Annotated in this window: 13 protein-coding genes; 5 read left to right on the plus strand and 8 right to left on the minus strand. The window is 32.7% G+C overall.

Annotated elements, in window-relative coordinates; genetic code table 11:
- Nucleotides 1–81: 81 nt before the first annotated feature.
- A complete protein-coding gene (locus NBRC110019_RS00340; RefSeq protein ID WP_281751159.1) occupies nt 82–2328 on the plus strand; it encodes an inorganic phosphate transporter in 2247 nt (748 codons plus the stop codon).
- A gap of 41 nt (nt 2329–2369) precedes the next feature.
- On the opposite strand, the gene NBRC110019_RS00345 is transcribed toward NBRC110019_RS00340, so the two are convergent.
- Entirely contained in the window at nt 2370–3269 is a 900-nt protein-coding gene (locus tag NBRC110019_RS00345) for a NifU family protein (protein WP_281751161.1), read from the minus strand.
- A gap of 440 nt (nt 3270–3709) precedes the next feature.
- Here NBRC110019_RS00345 and NBRC110019_RS00350 point away from each other — a divergent pair, with 440 nt between their 5' ends.
- On the plus strand, nt 3710–4705 hold the full coding sequence (locus NBRC110019_RS00350) for a PorP/SprF family type IX secretion system membrane protein (protein WP_281751163.1): 996 nt from the start codon (nt 3710–3712) through the stop codon (nt 4703–4705).
- 67 nt (nt 4706–4772) lie between these two features.
- Here the strand turns inward: NBRC110019_RS00350 and NBRC110019_RS00355 are convergent, their stop codons facing one another.
- Nucleotides 4773–5777 (minus strand): SIMPL domain-containing protein, encoded by a 1005-nt coding sequence (locus NBRC110019_RS00355; RefSeq protein WP_281751165.1) that lies wholly within the window; start codon nt 5775–5777, stop codon nt 4773–4775.
- A 216-nt stretch (nt 5778–5993) separates the two neighbouring features.
- On the opposite strand from NBRC110019_RS00355, the gene NBRC110019_RS00360 reads away from it, so the two are divergent.
- From NBRC110019_RS00360 to NBRC110019_RS00370, 3 genes are read left to right on the plus strand one after another with little or no spacing between them, the layout of a single operon-like run.
- Entirely contained in the window at nt 5994–8171 is a 2178-nt protein-coding gene (locus NBRC110019_RS00360) for a histidine kinase (RefSeq protein ID WP_281751167.1), read from the plus strand.
- Nucleotides 8172–8906: a LytR/AlgR family response regulator transcription factor gene (locus tag NBRC110019_RS00365; protein WP_281751169.1), complete on the plus strand. Its 735-nt coding sequence runs from the start codon at nt 8172–8174 to the stop codon at nt 8904–8906.
- Between the two features lie 11 nt (nt 8907–8917).
- Nucleotides 8918–9445 carry a gamma carbonic anhydrase family protein gene (locus tag NBRC110019_RS00370; RefSeq protein ID WP_281751171.1) on the plus strand — a complete coding sequence of 176 codons (528 nt, stop codon included), beginning with the start codon at nt 8918–8920 and terminating at the stop codon, nt 9443–9445.
- Here NBRC110019_RS00370 and murI read toward each other — a convergent pair.
- From murI to porG, 6 genes are all read right to left on the minus strand, one after another.
- Nucleotides 9442–10227 carry a glutamate racemase gene (murI, locus tag NBRC110019_RS00375; protein ID WP_281751173.1) on the minus strand — a complete coding sequence of 262 codons (786 nt, stop codon included), beginning with the start codon at nt 10225–10227 and terminating at the stop codon, nt 9442–9444. The two genes, NBRC110019_RS00370 and murI, sit on opposite strands and share 4 nt — an antisense overlap.
- A 68-nt stretch (nt 10228–10295) precedes the next feature.
- A complete protein-coding gene (locus tag NBRC110019_RS00380; protein WP_281751175.1) occupies nt 10296–10826 on the minus strand; it encodes an OmpH/Skp family outer membrane protein in 531 nt (176 codons plus the stop codon).
- 29 nt (nt 10827–10855) lie between these two features.
- Entirely contained in the window at nt 10856–11635 is a 780-nt protein-coding gene (locus NBRC110019_RS00385; RefSeq protein ID WP_281751177.1) for an OmpH/Skp family outer membrane protein, read from the minus strand.
- A 73-nt stretch (nt 11636–11708) separates the two neighbouring features.
- A complete protein-coding gene (bamA, locus tag NBRC110019_RS00390) occupies nt 11709–14267 on the minus strand; it encodes an outer membrane protein assembly factor BamA (RefSeq protein ID WP_281751179.1) in 2559 nt (852 codons plus the stop codon).
- Nucleotides 14257–15018 carry an undecaprenyl pyrophosphate synthase gene (uppS, locus tag NBRC110019_RS00395; protein ID WP_281751182.1) on the minus strand — a complete coding sequence of 254 codons (762 nt, stop codon included), beginning with the start codon at nt 15016–15018 and terminating at the stop codon, nt 14257–14259. Before uppS ends, bamA begins: the two co-directional genes overlap by 11 nt.
- A gap of 37 nt (nt 15019–15055) precedes the next feature.
- On the minus strand, nt 15056–15739 hold the full coding sequence (gene porG / locus NBRC110019_RS00400) for a type IX secretion system protein PorG (RefSeq protein WP_281751184.1): 684 nt from the start codon (nt 15737–15739) through the stop codon (nt 15056–15058).
- Nucleotides 15740–15750 lie beyond the last annotated feature (11 nt).

Raw genomic sequence — 15750 nt, forward strand, 5'->3', positions numbered from 1 at the left:
AGTTAAAGGCGGTATTTGGTAACATTATCTTAACATTTAATTATTCATATTACCACACTTTTGCTACATAATAAATTTATAATGGATCAAGTGTACATATTTCTGCTGGTGACCTTAGCTGTACTGGCAATTATTGACTTAGTTGTAGGTGTTAGTAATGATGCTGTAAACTTTTTAAATTCTGCTATTGGATCTAAAGCAGTATCTATGAAAACCATTATGATAGTGGCTAGTGCAGGGATTGCATTTGGTGCTATTTTCTCAAGTGGTATGATGGAGGTGGCAAGAAAAGGAATTTTCAATCCAGATCAGTTTTACTTTGAAGAGATTATGATTGTGTTTGTGGCGGTAATGATAACAGATATTTTGCTGTTAGATTTATTTAACTCTTTGGGGATGCCTACCTCTACAACAGTCTCTATTGTATTTGAATTATTAGGTTCTGCCGTTGCTATTGCGTCTATTAAAGTATTAAACGATGGACAAGGCTTTGCGGAAATCATGAATTATATTAATACTACAAAGGCCTACGAAATTATTCGGGGTATTTTTGTTTCGGTTCTCATAGCGTTCTCCGTGGGGGCTATAGTTCAGTATGTATCACGTTTAATATTTACATTTGATTACGAAAAAAATCTGAAATTTACCGGAGGTCTATTTGGAGGGGTAGCTATAACATCTATCTCTTACTTTATATTATTTAAAGGTTTAAAAGGGGTAGCCTTTATTTCTGCTGATACACTTGCTTGGATTAATGACAATACTTTGATGTTAATAGGTATTAGTTTTATAATTTGGACATTAGCTTCATATCTATTACAAAATGTGCTTAAAGTTAATATTTTAGTAGTTGTTATTGTTGTAGGAACCTTTGCGTTAGCAATGGCTTTTGCAGGGAATGATCTTGTAAACTTTATTGGGGTGCCATTAGCGGCTTTAAGCTCTTACGAAATTGCTTTTGATAAAGGATTTCCTGCCGACTTAACCATGGGTGCTCTTGCATCAAAAGTACCAGCCAATACCTATCTGTTATTTTTAGCAGGAGTTATTATGGTAATTACTTTGTGGTTTTCTAAAAAAGCACGTGCAGTAGTTGAAACAGGAGTTAACCTAGCAAGACAGAATGATGGTGCGGAGCGATTTGAGCCTAATTCCTTGTCGAGGTTAGTAGTACGCGCCTCTGTTAATATTTCTACAGGAATAAGGTATGTTGTACCTAAGTCTATTAGTAGAAAATTAGATGAGCGTTTTAGAGAAACTAAAAAAACATCGAAAGATGAAGATGCTCCTGCATTTGACTTGGTTAGGGCAGCAGTAAATTTAGTAGTTGCTAGTATATTAATTTCTATAGGTACTTTGTTAAAATTACCGTTATCTACAACCTACGTTACTTTTATGGTGGCTATGGGGTCGTCGTTAGCAGATCGTGCATGGGGTAGAGAGAGTGCAGTATATCGTGTTGCTGGTGTATTTAATGTAATAGGAGGTTGGTTCGTAACGGCTTTAGTGGCGTTTGTTGCTGCAGCAATTTTCGCAACTATTATATTTTACGGAAAAATATTTGCTGTTGTTGGGTTACTTATTATAGCTGGCTTATTGCTTTTCCGTAGTTATATGCTACACAAAAAAGTAGAGCAAGAGAAAGAAGCAAACCGTAAGTTTGATAGAGCTGATTTAATAACTATTAATGAGATTATTAATGAGAGTTCTGATAATATCTCTAGGGTTATAGGGAAAGTTAATAATTTGTATAAGAATGTTATAGATAACTTAGGCTTGCAAGAGCTTAGTAATTTAAAAAAGAATAAGAAGAGTTTAAATAAGCTAGAGGAAGAGGTAGATGCGTTAAAAAGTGATGTATTCTATTTTATAAAGTCGTTAGATGATACTTCTGTAGAGGCTAGTAAGTTTTACATCCTTATTCTTGATTATTTACAAGATATGGTACAGTCTATAGGGTTTATAACTAAAAATAGTTATTCACACGTAAACAATAACCATAAGAATCTTAAATTTAATCAGATTAGAGATCTTAAGAGTATTGATAAAGAGCTACAAGTGTTATTTGATGAAATATCTAGTAGTTTCGATAAAGAGATTTTTGATGATGTATCTACTATTATTCTTAAGCACAAGCAGCTTCAAGATCATGTTGCTGTACTAATTCAAAAGCAAATTGATAGAATTAGAACAACAGAAACGTCTCCAAAGAATACTAAACTATACTTTAGTCTCCTGTTAGAAACCAAGGATTTAATTGGAGCTGTAATTAGTTTATTAGAAATGTTCCAAGAATTTCACAATGACTATAAAGAAATTGTGAAATAACACTTAAAGAACATAAAAAGAAATATAAAAGAGGCTCTTAACTAACCGTTTAGAGCCTCTACTTTTATATCAGGATTGTTTAACATTTCGCGTAGCATGGTTTCAATACCATTTTTCAACGTAAAAGTAGAAGACGGGCATCCGCTGCAAGCACCTTGTAAAACAACAGAAACACGTTGTGATTCCTCATCAAAACCTTGAAAAGAGATATTACCACCATCACTGGCAACTGCTGGTTTTACATATTCTTCTAAAATATTGATAATTTGTTGAGAGGTAGTGTCAAGTTTTTCAAACTCATCATTACTAACCTCATTAGTTTCTTGCTTTTGAGCAGTTGCTCCTTCAGAAATAATTTCTTTGTCATCAGTAATGTAGTTTCTTATGAACTCTCGTATTTCCATGGTTACTTCACTCCATTCTGCCACGTCATATTTAGTGATAGAGATGTAGTTTTCATCCATAAAAACTTCCTTTACAAACGGAAAGTGGAAAAGCGATTTAGCTAAAGGAGCATGAGCAGTCTCGTCTATATTTTTAAATTCCCATATGGTAGTAACTAATTTTTTGTTGGCAACAAATTTCATTACTGCTGGGTTAGGGGTGCTCTCAGCATATACTGTTACAGGTACTTTCTTAGATGTTTCGTCAACTATTAATACCGGTTTACCTTCGTTTAGATAGTTTTCTATCTGGGTTCCTACTTCTTCTGCAACTTGTTCCCAGGTTACAATGTTATAGCGTTCTACAGCAATAAAATTTCCTGAAATATAAACGGTTTTTATAAAAGGTAAATAAAATAGCTGCTGCGCTAAAGGTGAATTACCTGCCTCGTCTATATTTTTAAATTCATAAGAGTTCTTTGTAAGAAACTCATTTGCTGTAAATTTAACAATTGTAGGATTGTTAGTGTGTTGTATGCTAATTTTGAATTTGGACATCAATTAAATATTTTTCACAAAAATAGGTAAAACAAAATATTTTTAATTTTCTTGGACTTTATTATTTCATGTATTAATAATTTTTAAGATAATTTAATATTTCATTATGAAAATTAAATAGTATTTCTGTAATTTGCTGCTTTGAAATAAATTTTTAGAATAAAGCTGTTAAATTATGGCATTTTAATTAACAGTTTCATAAAAAAGATTTATTATTGTTTTCGATAAGGCGAAAGAATCTAACCATGACTAAATGTTAATTTTATAATTTCTTAAAACTGAATATTCATCTTGAAGTAAATGGTGGATATTTTTTTGTTTATATAATATTTTAACATTTTTTAAGTTATTATGGTAGCTACTTTACGAAAGTCTTATCTTAGCTGTGCAAAACATCTAACAAACTTGTATAGGTATACATAAATATGACAAATAAAACCATGAATTTAAAGAAATACTTCTTATTGCTTTTTTTAACGTTTTCAGGTTATTTATATTCTCAAGAAGGGTTACCTGTTTATTTAGATTATCTTACAGATAACTATTATTTAGTGCACCCTGCAATGGCTGGTGCTGGTTCTGGTACTAAAGTAAGAATGACGGCCAGACAACAATGGTTTGGAGTTGATCAGGCACCTGCCTTACAAACTATAGGGATTAACTCTAGAATGGGAGACCGTTCTGCGTTAGGAGCTATGGTGATTAATGATAGAAATGGATACCATTCTCAAACAGGTGTTAAATTAACATATGCTCACCATATTAGCTTAGATAGTAGAAGAAGATATTTAAATCAACTTTCATTTGGTTTAAGCGCGGTAGTTTTTCAGGGTCGCTTAGATGAATCTGAATTTTTTAATTACAATGGAGTTGTAGATAATAATATTCTTGGAACAGATCAAACAAGTACAGAGCCTAATGTTGATATAGGGATGGCTTATGCATTTGGTGATTTCTATGCTCAATTTTCTGTTTTAAATGTTCTAAAGGAAAAAAGAAATTTGTATAGTCAATCAGAATCTGGTAATAAAAGAAGAGTAGTTTTATCTACAGGGTATACGTTTGGTGAATCGGAATGGAGTTTCCAACCATCTGTACTTTTCCAATATGTTAACTTTACCAAAGAAAGTACTGTTGATTTAAACTTCTTAGCTTATAAGAAAATGGAATTTGGTAGATTTTGGGGTGGTCTTTCATATAGAAGTAGTTTAGATGGTGCTGATTATGTTTTAGGACAAGCAACCAGCGAACAAAAATTACAGTTGATTTCTCCTGTATTAGGGGTTACCTATAACAATTTTATGTTTGGGTATACGTATTCTTACCAAATGGGAGATATTAAGTTTCAGAATGGAGGATATCACCAAATTACTTTAGGACTTACTTTTGGAGAAGAAAAAGAAGCTTACCACTGTAACTGTCCATTTAATCAATAATACGAATAATTTTATTAGTTAGTATTTAGTCATATGAAAAGAGGGGATAATTTATCCCCTCTTTTTTTTATAATGTTGTTTTAAGTTTCTGAATATCAGTTTTACCGCTGGGGTTTATTATAATATATTCTTTTTCTGGTGCAGGTATGGGTTCGGGTTTTGGAATATATCTTAGCTGGTTATGTACCACTACCTGTATAACCGGTTCTATGATAGTTGGGTTATATACAATATCAAAACTTTCACTTGTTAACGGTTGATAAAAGTAGGAAGTTTGTTGTTTAGCTTTTGTAACGCCTTGCTTTTTTGTGATGGCCTCTATAGAAACACTGTTAAATGCTTGAAAGCTTTTATAAAAGTCTTTTGGTGTATAGCAATATTTAGCTTCGACATATTGTGGTGTGTAATTACTTAAATCGAATCCTAGTTGTTCGTAAAAGGTTTTCTTTTGTTTAATAGTAGCTAATACTTTTTCTTCAATTTCTTTATATATAGATTCCAGATCTTTAATAAAGTAATCTACCTTTATAAGGTTATAAACTTCGTTTTGAGCACATGCTTTTAAGATGTCTTCAAATAAAATTATATCATCAAATCCTATATGTAGGTTTTCCTGTAATTCAAACCCTGTGGGTACTTCTACGTAGCGTTTACTAAATAGTTTTTTCTCTATGGTAGTTTCGTATTCAGGGTTAAAAGATATAACATCTGTTACTATATCTTCTTTATGAATCCCTTTAGCTAAGAGTATATTTCTAATGTTGTTTATACGTTCACTTGCTAATGTATTGGTTTGATTTGTGGTTTCACCTACTTGTGTAATATTAAATACAGCTACATATTTGGCTGCCTTTACATTGTAGAGTGTACGTATGTTTATATCTATCGTATTTGTAGGTGGGGTGGCTTTAAAAAGAGTTTTGTCTTGCGTTTGAAGATTTAAGCTGGATGTTTGTGTAACATTTTGTCGTGATATTAGAAAAGATCCTTCCGGGTTATAATTACCTTTTACCTGTGCATGTATATGCAATACTCCGAGGATTAATAAGACTGATGTGACTCTTTTTTTCATATGTATTATTGTTTTATTTAGGGTAAGCTAGTCTAAACTTTTATGCTAAAAAAGTTTGAATGCGTGTGGTGAAGGGTTAACTTAGGGAAATGGTATTTTGATTGAGTAAACACTCCTTTTTAGGTTGTTTTACAACTGTTTATGTAAGTTATTGTATGAATAGCGTTTTCGTATATCATAAATTCAATGTATGTTTATCGTAGTTTAAGGAATAAAATGAAGTATGTTATCTTACTAATATTACTAGGGTCTTTTACCTTTTGTTTTGGTCAACAGTATAATGAGGCAAAAACCAGTGCAAATTACTTTACCTTAAAAGGTACTGTTAAGGACTATGATAGTAAAAAACCTATAAAGGGAATTGAGGTCTATATATCGGGTGCGTCTACAACAGAGCTTACTGATTATTCAGGGGAATTTCAGATTAGAGCACGTATAGGAGATGAGTTGGTAGTAACTGGTATGGATATATTACCGGTCTATTACACATTAAAATCGGAAGAGGATGTAGATGTTCTTGTAAAGGACTTTTATATGCCTGAGGATACTGATGAAATAGTAGAATTGCATAAAAAGTTATTAGATACAGCAAAGAGCTATCAGGAAACATCTATTGAGAAGAGTTTAGAGGCTATAGAAAAATCGTTACGAATACTTAGGAACTATCGGTTTGAAACCCAAAGAGAAGCTTCTTTTGAATTATTAGGTGATATTTATGTGTATTGGAAACAGTATGACTTGGCTGTGGAAAATTATAAGAATGCTGTTTCTGAAAAAACTAGTGATGCATTAAGTTTAAAATTAGGCAAAGCGTATTTTTTAAATAAGCAGTATAAAAAGAGTAAAGTGTTATTAAAAACTTTAACGGCTTCAAAACATTTAAATTCAAAACAAAAAATAGAAGTATTTAATACGCTTGCAGATGTATTAGATGTGCTTAAAGAAGAGGATCAATCAATTACTTATAGAAAGAAAGCTTTAGACTTAGCAGTAGCGCGTAGAGATGCTAAGGCTATTGATATTAGTGCTCAGTTAGGTTCTGCGTATGCTAAAATAGGAGATCAAACCAATGCTATAGGGTATTTTAATAACTCTGTACTTTTAGCGCAAAACAAATCTGATGGAGGAGAGTTAATTAAAGCTTTGGAGAATACGGCTGATTTTTATGGTGAAAATGAAATGTATGATAAAGAGATATCTATTCGGAAAAAGAATTTAGAGAAGTTAGAGGAATTAGATAATACAGATGATGCTGTTATGACCGATTCTTTGTCTATTCAAAAAAGTAATTATAAAATTGGTAGAGCTTATGTTTCTAAAGATGAGTTTAAAAAGGCGATACCATATTTAGAAAAGAGTATTTCTGAAGCAGATAAAAAGAAAGATATTGTGGTGCAAAAAGATGCTACCAGAAAACTATCTGAGGTTTACCGTAGCGTAGGTGATTTTGAGAAAGCTTTAGAGACGTATCAGAATTATGTACACCTGGTAGATACTTTATATATTAAAAAGGAGCAACAGATATCTCAGGCTACCCGTTTGCGTAGAGATATAGCCTCTAAGCAAGAACGTATTACAAGTTTAGAAAAGGAACGCGATTTGCAACGCGGTAAAATGGATTTGGCTATTCAAAATCAGCGATTAACTATTGAAAGTAATAAACGGCAACAGTGGACAATTTATTTATTAATTGCTGGTTTGTGTTTAATGGGGTTTACGGCTTATTTGTTTTTTAGAAGTAATAAGCAGCAAAAATTAAATAATAATTTGTTGGCGTTAAAGTCATTACGGTCGCAAATGAATCCACATTTTATATTTAATGCATTGAACTCTGTTAATCATTACATAGCAACCAATGATGAGCGTAATGCGAATAGATTTTTAAGTCAGTTTTCATCTTTAATGCGTAGTGTATTAGAGAATTCTGAGGAGGATGTAATACCTTTTTCTAAGGAGGTTGAGTTGCTTAAACTGTATATTAAGCTAGAGCACTCAAGATTTACCGATAAATTTGATTTTGAATTTAACATGGACGATGCTATAGCTTCAGATGAGTTTGTAATACCTCCTATGTTATTGCAGCCTTATATAGAAAATGCTATTTGGCATGGGCTGCGTTATAGAGAAACTAAAGGATTGCTAAAGGTATATGTAGAAAAGAATACTTTTGAAAGTATTAAGGTTATAATAGAGGATAATGGTATAGGAAGAAAACAATCGATGGCTTTAAAGACGGAGCATCAAAAAAGGAAAAAGTCTAAGGCGATGGAAAATATTAACAAACGAATAGAGATTTTAAATTCTATGTACAAAGATAGGTTTGAGGTAGCTATAGAAGATTTGGAACAGCCTGAAACCGGTACCCGTGTGATTGTTATTTTAAAAAAGGATTAAATGGAACTATTGAAAGCAATTATAATAGAAGACGAGGCGGTTAGTAGAGATATTTTAAGAAACTATGCTGCTAAGTATTGTAAAAGTATCGCTATAGTTGCAGAAGCAGCTAATATTAATGATGGAATACAGTTGTTAGAAAAGCATCAGCCAGATTTATTATTTCTAGATGTAGAGATGCCTTATGGTAATGCCTTTGATTTATTAGATAAGATGCCAGATAGGTCTTTCGAAGTTATTTTTGTTACGGCTTATAATCATTATGCTATGGACGCGCTTAATCAGCATGCATCATATTATTTAATGAAACCTATTGATATTGATGAGTTGATAAAGGCTGTAGATTATGTTGTTGATATAAAGAATAAAGAGCTTGAACTTTATAATAAGGTGTTAGCGCCTAATGTTAAAAATGTGCCAGGTAAAATTACAATTCCAGTACAGGATGGTTTTGAGGTTATTGATGTTGCGGAAGTATATTATTGTAAGGCAGATGATAATTATACCGAAGTACATTTTAAAGATAAAATGATATTGGTAAGTAAAACTTTAAAATATTTTGAAGATCTTTTGGCTGTTCATTCATTTGCTCGGGTACATAAGTCGTATTTAGTAAGTGTGTGCAAGATTAAGAAATATAAAAAAGGAAAAGGAGGAAGCGTGGTATTAGATAATCAAAGGGAGATTATGGTTTCTGCTTCCAGAAAATCTGAATTATTATCATATTTTAATTAAAAATTTATTAGATGATTATACTAGAGGTTAACGGTAATTATCCAGAAATAGGAGAAGATTGTTTTATAGCACCTAACGCTACTATGGTAGGGGAGGTGTCTATGGGAAAACAATGTAGCATATGGTTTAATGCAGTATTACGTGGCGATGTTCATTTTATTAAAATGGGAGATAAAGTAAATGTACAGGATGGTGCCGTTATTCATGCTACATATCAGAAGTCGCCTACCACTATAGGTAATAATGTTTCTATTGGTCATAATGCTTTGGTGCACGGCTGTACAATTCATGATAATGTACTTATAGGAATGGGGAGTATTGTTATGGATGATTGTGTTATAGAGAGTAATTCAATAATTGCTGCAGGAGCAGTGGTTACAAAAAATACACATGTAGAGGCGGGGAGTATATATGCCGGTGTACCTGCTAAGAAAGTTAAAGATATTAGCCAGGAATTAATTAGTGGTGAAATAGACAGAATAGCTAATAACTACGTAAAATATTCTGGGTGGTTTAAAAAAGAAGAAGCTGAGGATTAAAAGTCTGCAAATTCAATTTTTATATGAGAATTAGGTGCAACAAATGTTTCCATGAGCTGTGCGTTTAAATTACTATGTAAGCGATGATGAATATTAGTGGTATTGGTGTTGAATAGAGCCAATTCCGATATTATTTTTTTTGTTTGCTTGGCAATCGCTTTTCCGGAGTCTATTATAGTAACGTTATCTGGTAGTAGTTGTTGTAGTTGCGGAATAAGATAGGGGTAGTGTGTACAACCTAATACGAGATAATCTATGTTGGCATCTATCATGGGTTGTATATACTTATTAAGTAGTAAGGTCATCTCTTCTGAATGTAGCTTGCCTTGTTCTATAAGATCAACAATTCCTTCACCAATTTGTTCGGTAACATTAATATTTGAGGCATAAATAGAAGAGGTTGTACTAAAAAGGTGACTGCTCAAAGTGCCTTTGGTAGCAAGTATTCCAACCGACTGGTTTTTTGTTTGCAAGGCAGCAGGTTTTATTGCAGGTTCTATTCCAATGAATGGAATGTTATAGTTAGCTCTTAAATAGTCTATAGCGTTTGTGGTAGCAGTGTTACAAGCTACTACAATGAGTTTACATCCTTGTTTAATTAAATACTCTGTATTCTTAATAGAAAGCGCTAAGATGTCTTCTTTTGACTTTTCTCCGTAAGGAGCATTTTTGCTATCGGCAAGATAGATAGTGTTTTCATAGGGTAGCAAATTAACAACTTCTTTCCAGATAGTTAGTCCACCAATACCGGAGTCAAAAAGACCAATAGGAGAATTGCTCATGGTACAAAAATAAAAAACTGCCACTTATAAAGGGGCAGTTTTACTATAGTATATTTTATAATATCTAATTAGATTCCTAATTCTTTTTTAACATCAGGAAGTAAATCTTTACCATTAGCAACAATAAGACCTCCACCTTGGGTAGCATCTAAAACATAGTCGATACCTTGATCTGCTGCTACTTTTTTAATAGCGTCTTGTACTTTTTTATAGATAGGAGCTAATTTTTCCTGTTGTTTTGTTTGAAGAATTTTCATGTAGTTCTTACTAGCTTCTTCAATATTAGCATTCATAACTTGTAATTCTTGAGCCTCTTTTTCAAACTCTGCTCTTCTTGCTTCAATTTCTGCGTTTGTTAAGGTTTTAGTTTTGTCTTCTAAAGCCTTTGCTTTTGCTTGTAATTCTTTTTTAGAAGCTTGGATATCTTCTGAGTAAGTAGCTTCTAATGATTGTAGTTCACTGTTAGCTTGTTGCATTTCAGGCATTTCCTGTATTAATTGCTGAGTGTTTATATGGGCAATCTTATTTTGCGCATTGGCAGTCATAAAAAAGCCGATAAATAAAACTACGGTTACTGCTAATTTTTTAATACTCTTCATTTCTAAGTTTTTTAAATTTTTAAATTTGTTTATTCTTCTTCGTCGCTCTGCGTATTTTCGTTGTCTTTATTTTGCTTTGCTTTAAGAGCTTCTTCTTTTGCTTTTATACGTGCTTCTCGTTGTTCTAAAAGTTTTTGTCTTTTAGCTTCATATGCCGCTTGACGTTCAGCTTTCTTTTGTTCTTGTAATTTTCGTTTTTCTTCTAATTTTTTTTCTCTTTCTAAAAGTGCTGGATTTGTTTGTTTATCAAATTCGTCAAGCGCTTTTTCTCTAGCTTGTATTTTTTCTGCTCTGTTAATAGACATAAGAACAATATCACTTATATCGTATTTTTTGTCGGCATATAACATCATTAAGTCGGATGACTTATCAAATACAAAATCAAATTTTCTACCCTTTCCAACTTCTTGTACCGAATTGAAAACCTGATCCTGAATAGGCTGAACTAAGGTTTTCTTCTGCGTGATTAAATCACCGTCGGGTCCAAAACGTTGTTGTTGGTAATCTAAAAGTTCACCTTCTAATATAGATATATCTTCTTCTCGTTCTTCAATTAATTCTTTTGTTAGCAATACACTTTCTGCATTTAACTCAGCACGTCTACTGTTTATTTCGCTCTGCATTTTCTCCATTTCTTTTTTCCACTTCAGCACCTTATCATTAAGTTGTTTGTTAGCGGTTTGATATTCTTGTACATTTTGTAAAATGTAGTTCATATCAACATAACCAATCCTAATAGATTTTTGTGCTGAAACAGTAGAGTTAATGCTTAAAAAGATTACAATTATTGCTAAAAACTTGATTTTCATAATATGATTTTTAGTGCTAAAAGCTAATAAATTTTCGTTTGTAATCCTAGTAAATAAAAAACCATGCCAAAAATTAAAATTGTTGTCCAATAACGAAATGAGTTTCCCAACCATTTGGCTGATTTGTGCCATCGATAGAGTCGAAACCATGTCCAAAATCAATCCCTAATAAACCAAAGGCAGGCATAAATATACGTAGACCAAATCCGGCAGATCTTTTTAATTGGAACGGATTAAACTCTCTAAAGCTATCAAAAGCAGCACCACCTTCTATAAATGTTAATGCATAAATAGATGCTTGCGGTTTAAGTGTGATAGGGTAACGTAATTCAAGCGAGAATTTGTTATAAATTACAGAACCATCTGATGAAGATAAACTTTGATTAGGATACCCTCTAAGCTGTACATTTTCTCTACCATCTAAGGTATAGTTAGCCATACCATCACCCCCCACAAAGAATCTTTCGAAAGGTACTAAACCACGCGAGCTGTTATAACTACCTAAGAAACCAAATTCTGATCCTGTTTTTAAAACAAATTTTGCAGGTAATGATGTATACCAGTTTCCTGAGAATTTAATTTTATAAAATTCTAACCACTCAAAACGTTTTTGGTCAATTTCGCCTATTCTGTCAATATCGTCACCACTTGCTTCTAATTCGTCTCTTTCTTCTCTTAACGCTTTGTAGTCTACACCATCAAATAAAGAGTATGGAAGTGTGAATTTGGCAGAAAGGCTAAAGTCTGAACCTGTTTTAGGGAATATAGGGCTAGGACCAGATGATTTTCTAGATAGACCTACAGTATACGCTAACGAATTTGAATGTCCGTTAGGGAAGGTAAATAGTGATGTAGAATAATTTTTAAGGTTATAATGTTGTAAACTTAAAGCTTGTGAAAAATAGAAATAATCATCAGGAGCTTTTAAACGTTTCGCTATTCCTATAGAAACTCCGGTAATTAGGAATCTTCTACTTTTATCTACATTACCTGTGTAATATCCTGTACTAGAGTAACTACTTGCGTATTGTTTTGTGTGGTTCAAGGAAACAGATAATTGTTTAGGTTCTGTACCACCTAACCATGGTTCTGCAAATGAAAAACTATACGTTTGATAGAACCTACTAGCTTGTAAGCGTAATGCTAATGATTGACCATCACCCATTGGTAATGGACGATATGCTTTTTTATTAAAAATGTTTCTAATAGAGAAGTTATTGAACGATAGTCCTAAGGTTCCAATGAAACCACCTCCACCGTAACCACCTTGTAACTGTACCTGGCTAGATCCTTTTTCTACCACATGATATTCAACATCAACAGTACCAGCAGCTGCGTTTGCATTTTTTATTTGCGGATCTACTGATTCAGGATCAAAGAAACCTAATTGGCTAATTTCACGTACACTACGTACAACATTAGACTTTTGGTATAGTTCTCCTGGTTTTGTTCTTAATTCACGATAGATAACATGGTCATTGGTACGGTCGTTACCTACTACAGTAATGTGGCTAAAGTATGCTGGCTTACCTTCTATAATACGTATTTCAAAATCGATCGTGTCATTTTTAGCAGAAACCTCAACCGGACTTATATTAGAGAATAAGTAACCACTGTTTTGGTATAAGTTTGTAATATCATCTGCGTCGGGATCGGTATTATCCTGAATACGTTTTTTAAGTAATACGCCATTATAAGTGTCTCCTTTTTTAAGACCTAAAACCTTTTTAAGTGTTGCATCTGAGTACACGTTGTTCCCTACAAACTCAATGTCACCGAAGTAATACTTATCACCCTCTTGTACTTTAATAGCAATAGAGAGCGTATTGTCATCATTACTGATAACAGAATCTGAAAGTATACGCGCATCACGGTAACCATTTTCTTTATACTTATCTAACAAAGAACTTAAATCTTCCTCAAAATTTTCAGGTATATATTTAGATTTTTTCCAAAATCTGTATATAGCTTTTTGTTTGGTATTTTTCATAGCCTTTCTTAATTTCTTATCAGAAAGCTTTTCATTACCAACAATGTCTATTGATTTAATTTTTAAACGAGCACCTTTATCAATGTTTATAAGCATTTTAACAGCGTTCGCTTCGGTACTATCTACTCTGGTAGTAACGGTTACTTTTGCGTTACTGTAACCGTCATCTTTATATTTATTAATGAGGAAGTTACGCGTGTTAACTATAAAACTTTCGGTAACTTTCTTACCTTTTTTTAATTCGGTATCCGTAATAATGTCTTCTTTCTTACGGTCTTTTATACCAACAATTTTAAAATCGGACAAAGCAGGAAGTTCCTGAAGGTCAAAAGTTAGGTATAAGTTGTCACCTTCTGTAGCAGCATATACATCTACATTACTAAAAAGATCATAGCCTATAAGCTTTTTAATAATATCGCTAATCTCATCACTAGGGAAAGACATTTTTTGTCCTACTCTAAGTCCTGTTGCGGTAATTACTGTTTGCTTATTAAAGGTTTTTAGGCCTGTTACTTCTATTTCAGCAAGAGTATATTGTTTTCCTTTTTCTATAATTTCATCTTCAGTTACCTGAGCAATTGAATGTGAACTAAAAAATAAAGTACATAATACAAATAAAATCTTAATAAGTTTAGGTTGCATTATGCAAGGGGCTGCATATCTGTTCGCTAGTTTTTCCAAATCTTCGTTCTCTTTTCTGGTAATTTATTATTGCTTCAAACAAATCGTTTTCTCTAAAATCGGGCCAAAGTGTATCTGTAAAATATAATTCGGCGTACGCAATCTGCCATAGTAAAAAATTACTAATCCTGCACTCACCACTGGTTCTTATAAGTAAGTCCACATCGTGCAAATTGTGTGTGTAAAGATGCTTATTAATGAGTAAATCATCAATGCTTTCCAAAGAAATTATATTATTTTTAACTTTCGACGCGATATCAACCACGGCATTTTTAATTTCTTCTCTTGCACCATAACTTAATGCTAACGTCAAAATAAGTCCATCATTGTCTTTAGTTTTGTTAATAACTTCTAAAAGTTCTTTCTTGGCATTATTCGGTAAATCGTCTATTCTACCTATAACATTGAGTTGTATATTGTTTTCGAGAAAAGTAGTTGTTTCCTTTTTAAGGGAAGAAACTAATATTTTCATCAAAGCGGTTACCTCTAATTTAGGTCTATTCCAATTTTCAGTAGAAAAAGCGAATAGGGTAAGATTTTTAATTCCTAGCTTAGCACAAAGCGTAACTGTTTTTCTAACAGATTTAGTCCCTTCTTCATGACCAAATACGCGTATTTTACCTTTCCCTTTAGCCCATCTTCCGTTACCATCCATAATGATGGCAATGTGCTTAGGTAGGTTATTTGTATCTATTTGGTCTTTTAAATTCATTTGTGACTGTATAAAAAGAATGCGTGCAATTTAGTGTTTAGAAAGGACAACGGCAATTTTTATAATTGTTTCCTAGCGTAAAGGTAGCAGTTAAGCCATAAAAGAAATACCAGTCTTTGCTATTGGTGTTTCCAAAACCTTCTCCTGAAGGTCCACTTCCATCAATATTATCTGAAAAAGTATATCTAGTTCCCGTTTCTAAACCTAGTATGAAACCATTTGATATGTTGCTTTTAAGACCCAGTGTAAAAGGGATAGCAAGGTCACCTTTTCTAATGTTACTTTTTGCCATTCTAGAATCGCTTGTATAGAAATTTTTATCCATAAAAAAATAAGCAAGCCCTGTTGCTACATATGGTGTAACATGTGTTTCGGTGTCATTTGGATCAAATTCTAAGAAATTAAATTCAAAATTAGCATTTATTTCAAGTATGTTGTTTTCAAACATATATCCTCTTCTGTAACGCGATGGGTATCCCGAATCTAAGTCATCTCCATAGAGCTTGGTAGAAATAATAGAACCTCTTAAAGCATATCTAGGATGTGGGCTGTACTTGTAAAGTACTCCTATTGCCGGGTTCTTTGGGTTGAAATAGCTTTGTTCTCCTACGTCTCCCATGAATCCACTAACGCCTACAAAAGCTCCTAATTCATGACTTTGAGCATTCGATAAAAAGATCGAAGCAAAACAAAATGATAATGTAATAAATAATCCCCTCATAATTTTAAAGT

The organism is Neptunitalea chrysea (genome assembly GCF_027924145.1).
Taxonomy (GTDB): domain Bacteria; phylum Bacteroidota; class Bacteroidia; order Flavobacteriales; family Flavobacteriaceae; genus Neptunitalea; species Neptunitalea chrysea.

Coding starts and splice junctions, on each gene's coding strand:
- NBRC110019_RS00340 (WP_281751159.1), top strand. CDS start 82: ATGGATCAAGTGTACATATTTCTGCTGGTGACCTTAGCTGTACTGGCA.
- NBRC110019_RS00345 (WP_281751161.1), bottom strand. CDS start 3,269: ATGTCCAAATTCAAAATTAGCATACAACACACTAACAATCCTACAATT.
- NBRC110019_RS00350 (WP_281751163.1), top strand. CDS start 3,710: ATGAATTTAAAGAAATACTTCTTATTGCTTTTTTTAACGTTTTCAGGT.
- NBRC110019_RS00355 (WP_281751165.1), bottom strand. CDS start 5,777: ATGAAAAAAAGAGTCACATCAGTCTTATTAATCCTCGGAGTATTGCAT.
- NBRC110019_RS00360 (WP_281751167.1), top strand. CDS start 5,994: ATGAAGTATGTTATCTTACTAATATTACTAGGGTCTTTTACCTTTTGT.
- NBRC110019_RS00365 (WP_281751169.1), top strand. CDS start 8,172: ATGGAACTATTGAAAGCAATTATAATAGAAGACGAGGCGGTTAGTAGA.
- NBRC110019_RS00370 (WP_281751171.1), top strand. CDS start 8,918: ATGATTATACTAGAGGTTAACGGTAATTATCCAGAAATAGGAGAAGAT.
- murI (WP_281751173.1), bottom strand. CDS start 10,227: ATGAGCAATTCTCCTATTGGTCTTTTTGACTCCGGTATTGGTGGACTA.
- NBRC110019_RS00380 (WP_281751175.1), bottom strand. CDS start 10,826: ATGAAGAGTATTAAAAAATTAGCAGTAACCGTAGTTTTATTTATCGGC.
- NBRC110019_RS00385 (WP_281751177.1), bottom strand. CDS start 11,635: ATGAAAATCAAGTTTTTAGCAATAATTGTAATCTTTTTAAGCATTAAC.
- bamA (WP_281751179.1), bottom strand. CDS start 14,267: ATGCAACCTAAACTTATTAAGATTTTATTTGTATTATGTACTTTATTT.
- uppS (WP_281751182.1), bottom strand. CDS start 15,018: ATGAATTTAAAAGACCAAATAGATACAAATAACCTACCTAAGCACATT.
- porG (WP_281751184.1), bottom strand. CDS start 15,739: ATGAGGGGATTATTTATTACATTATCATTTTGTTTTGCTTCGATCTTT.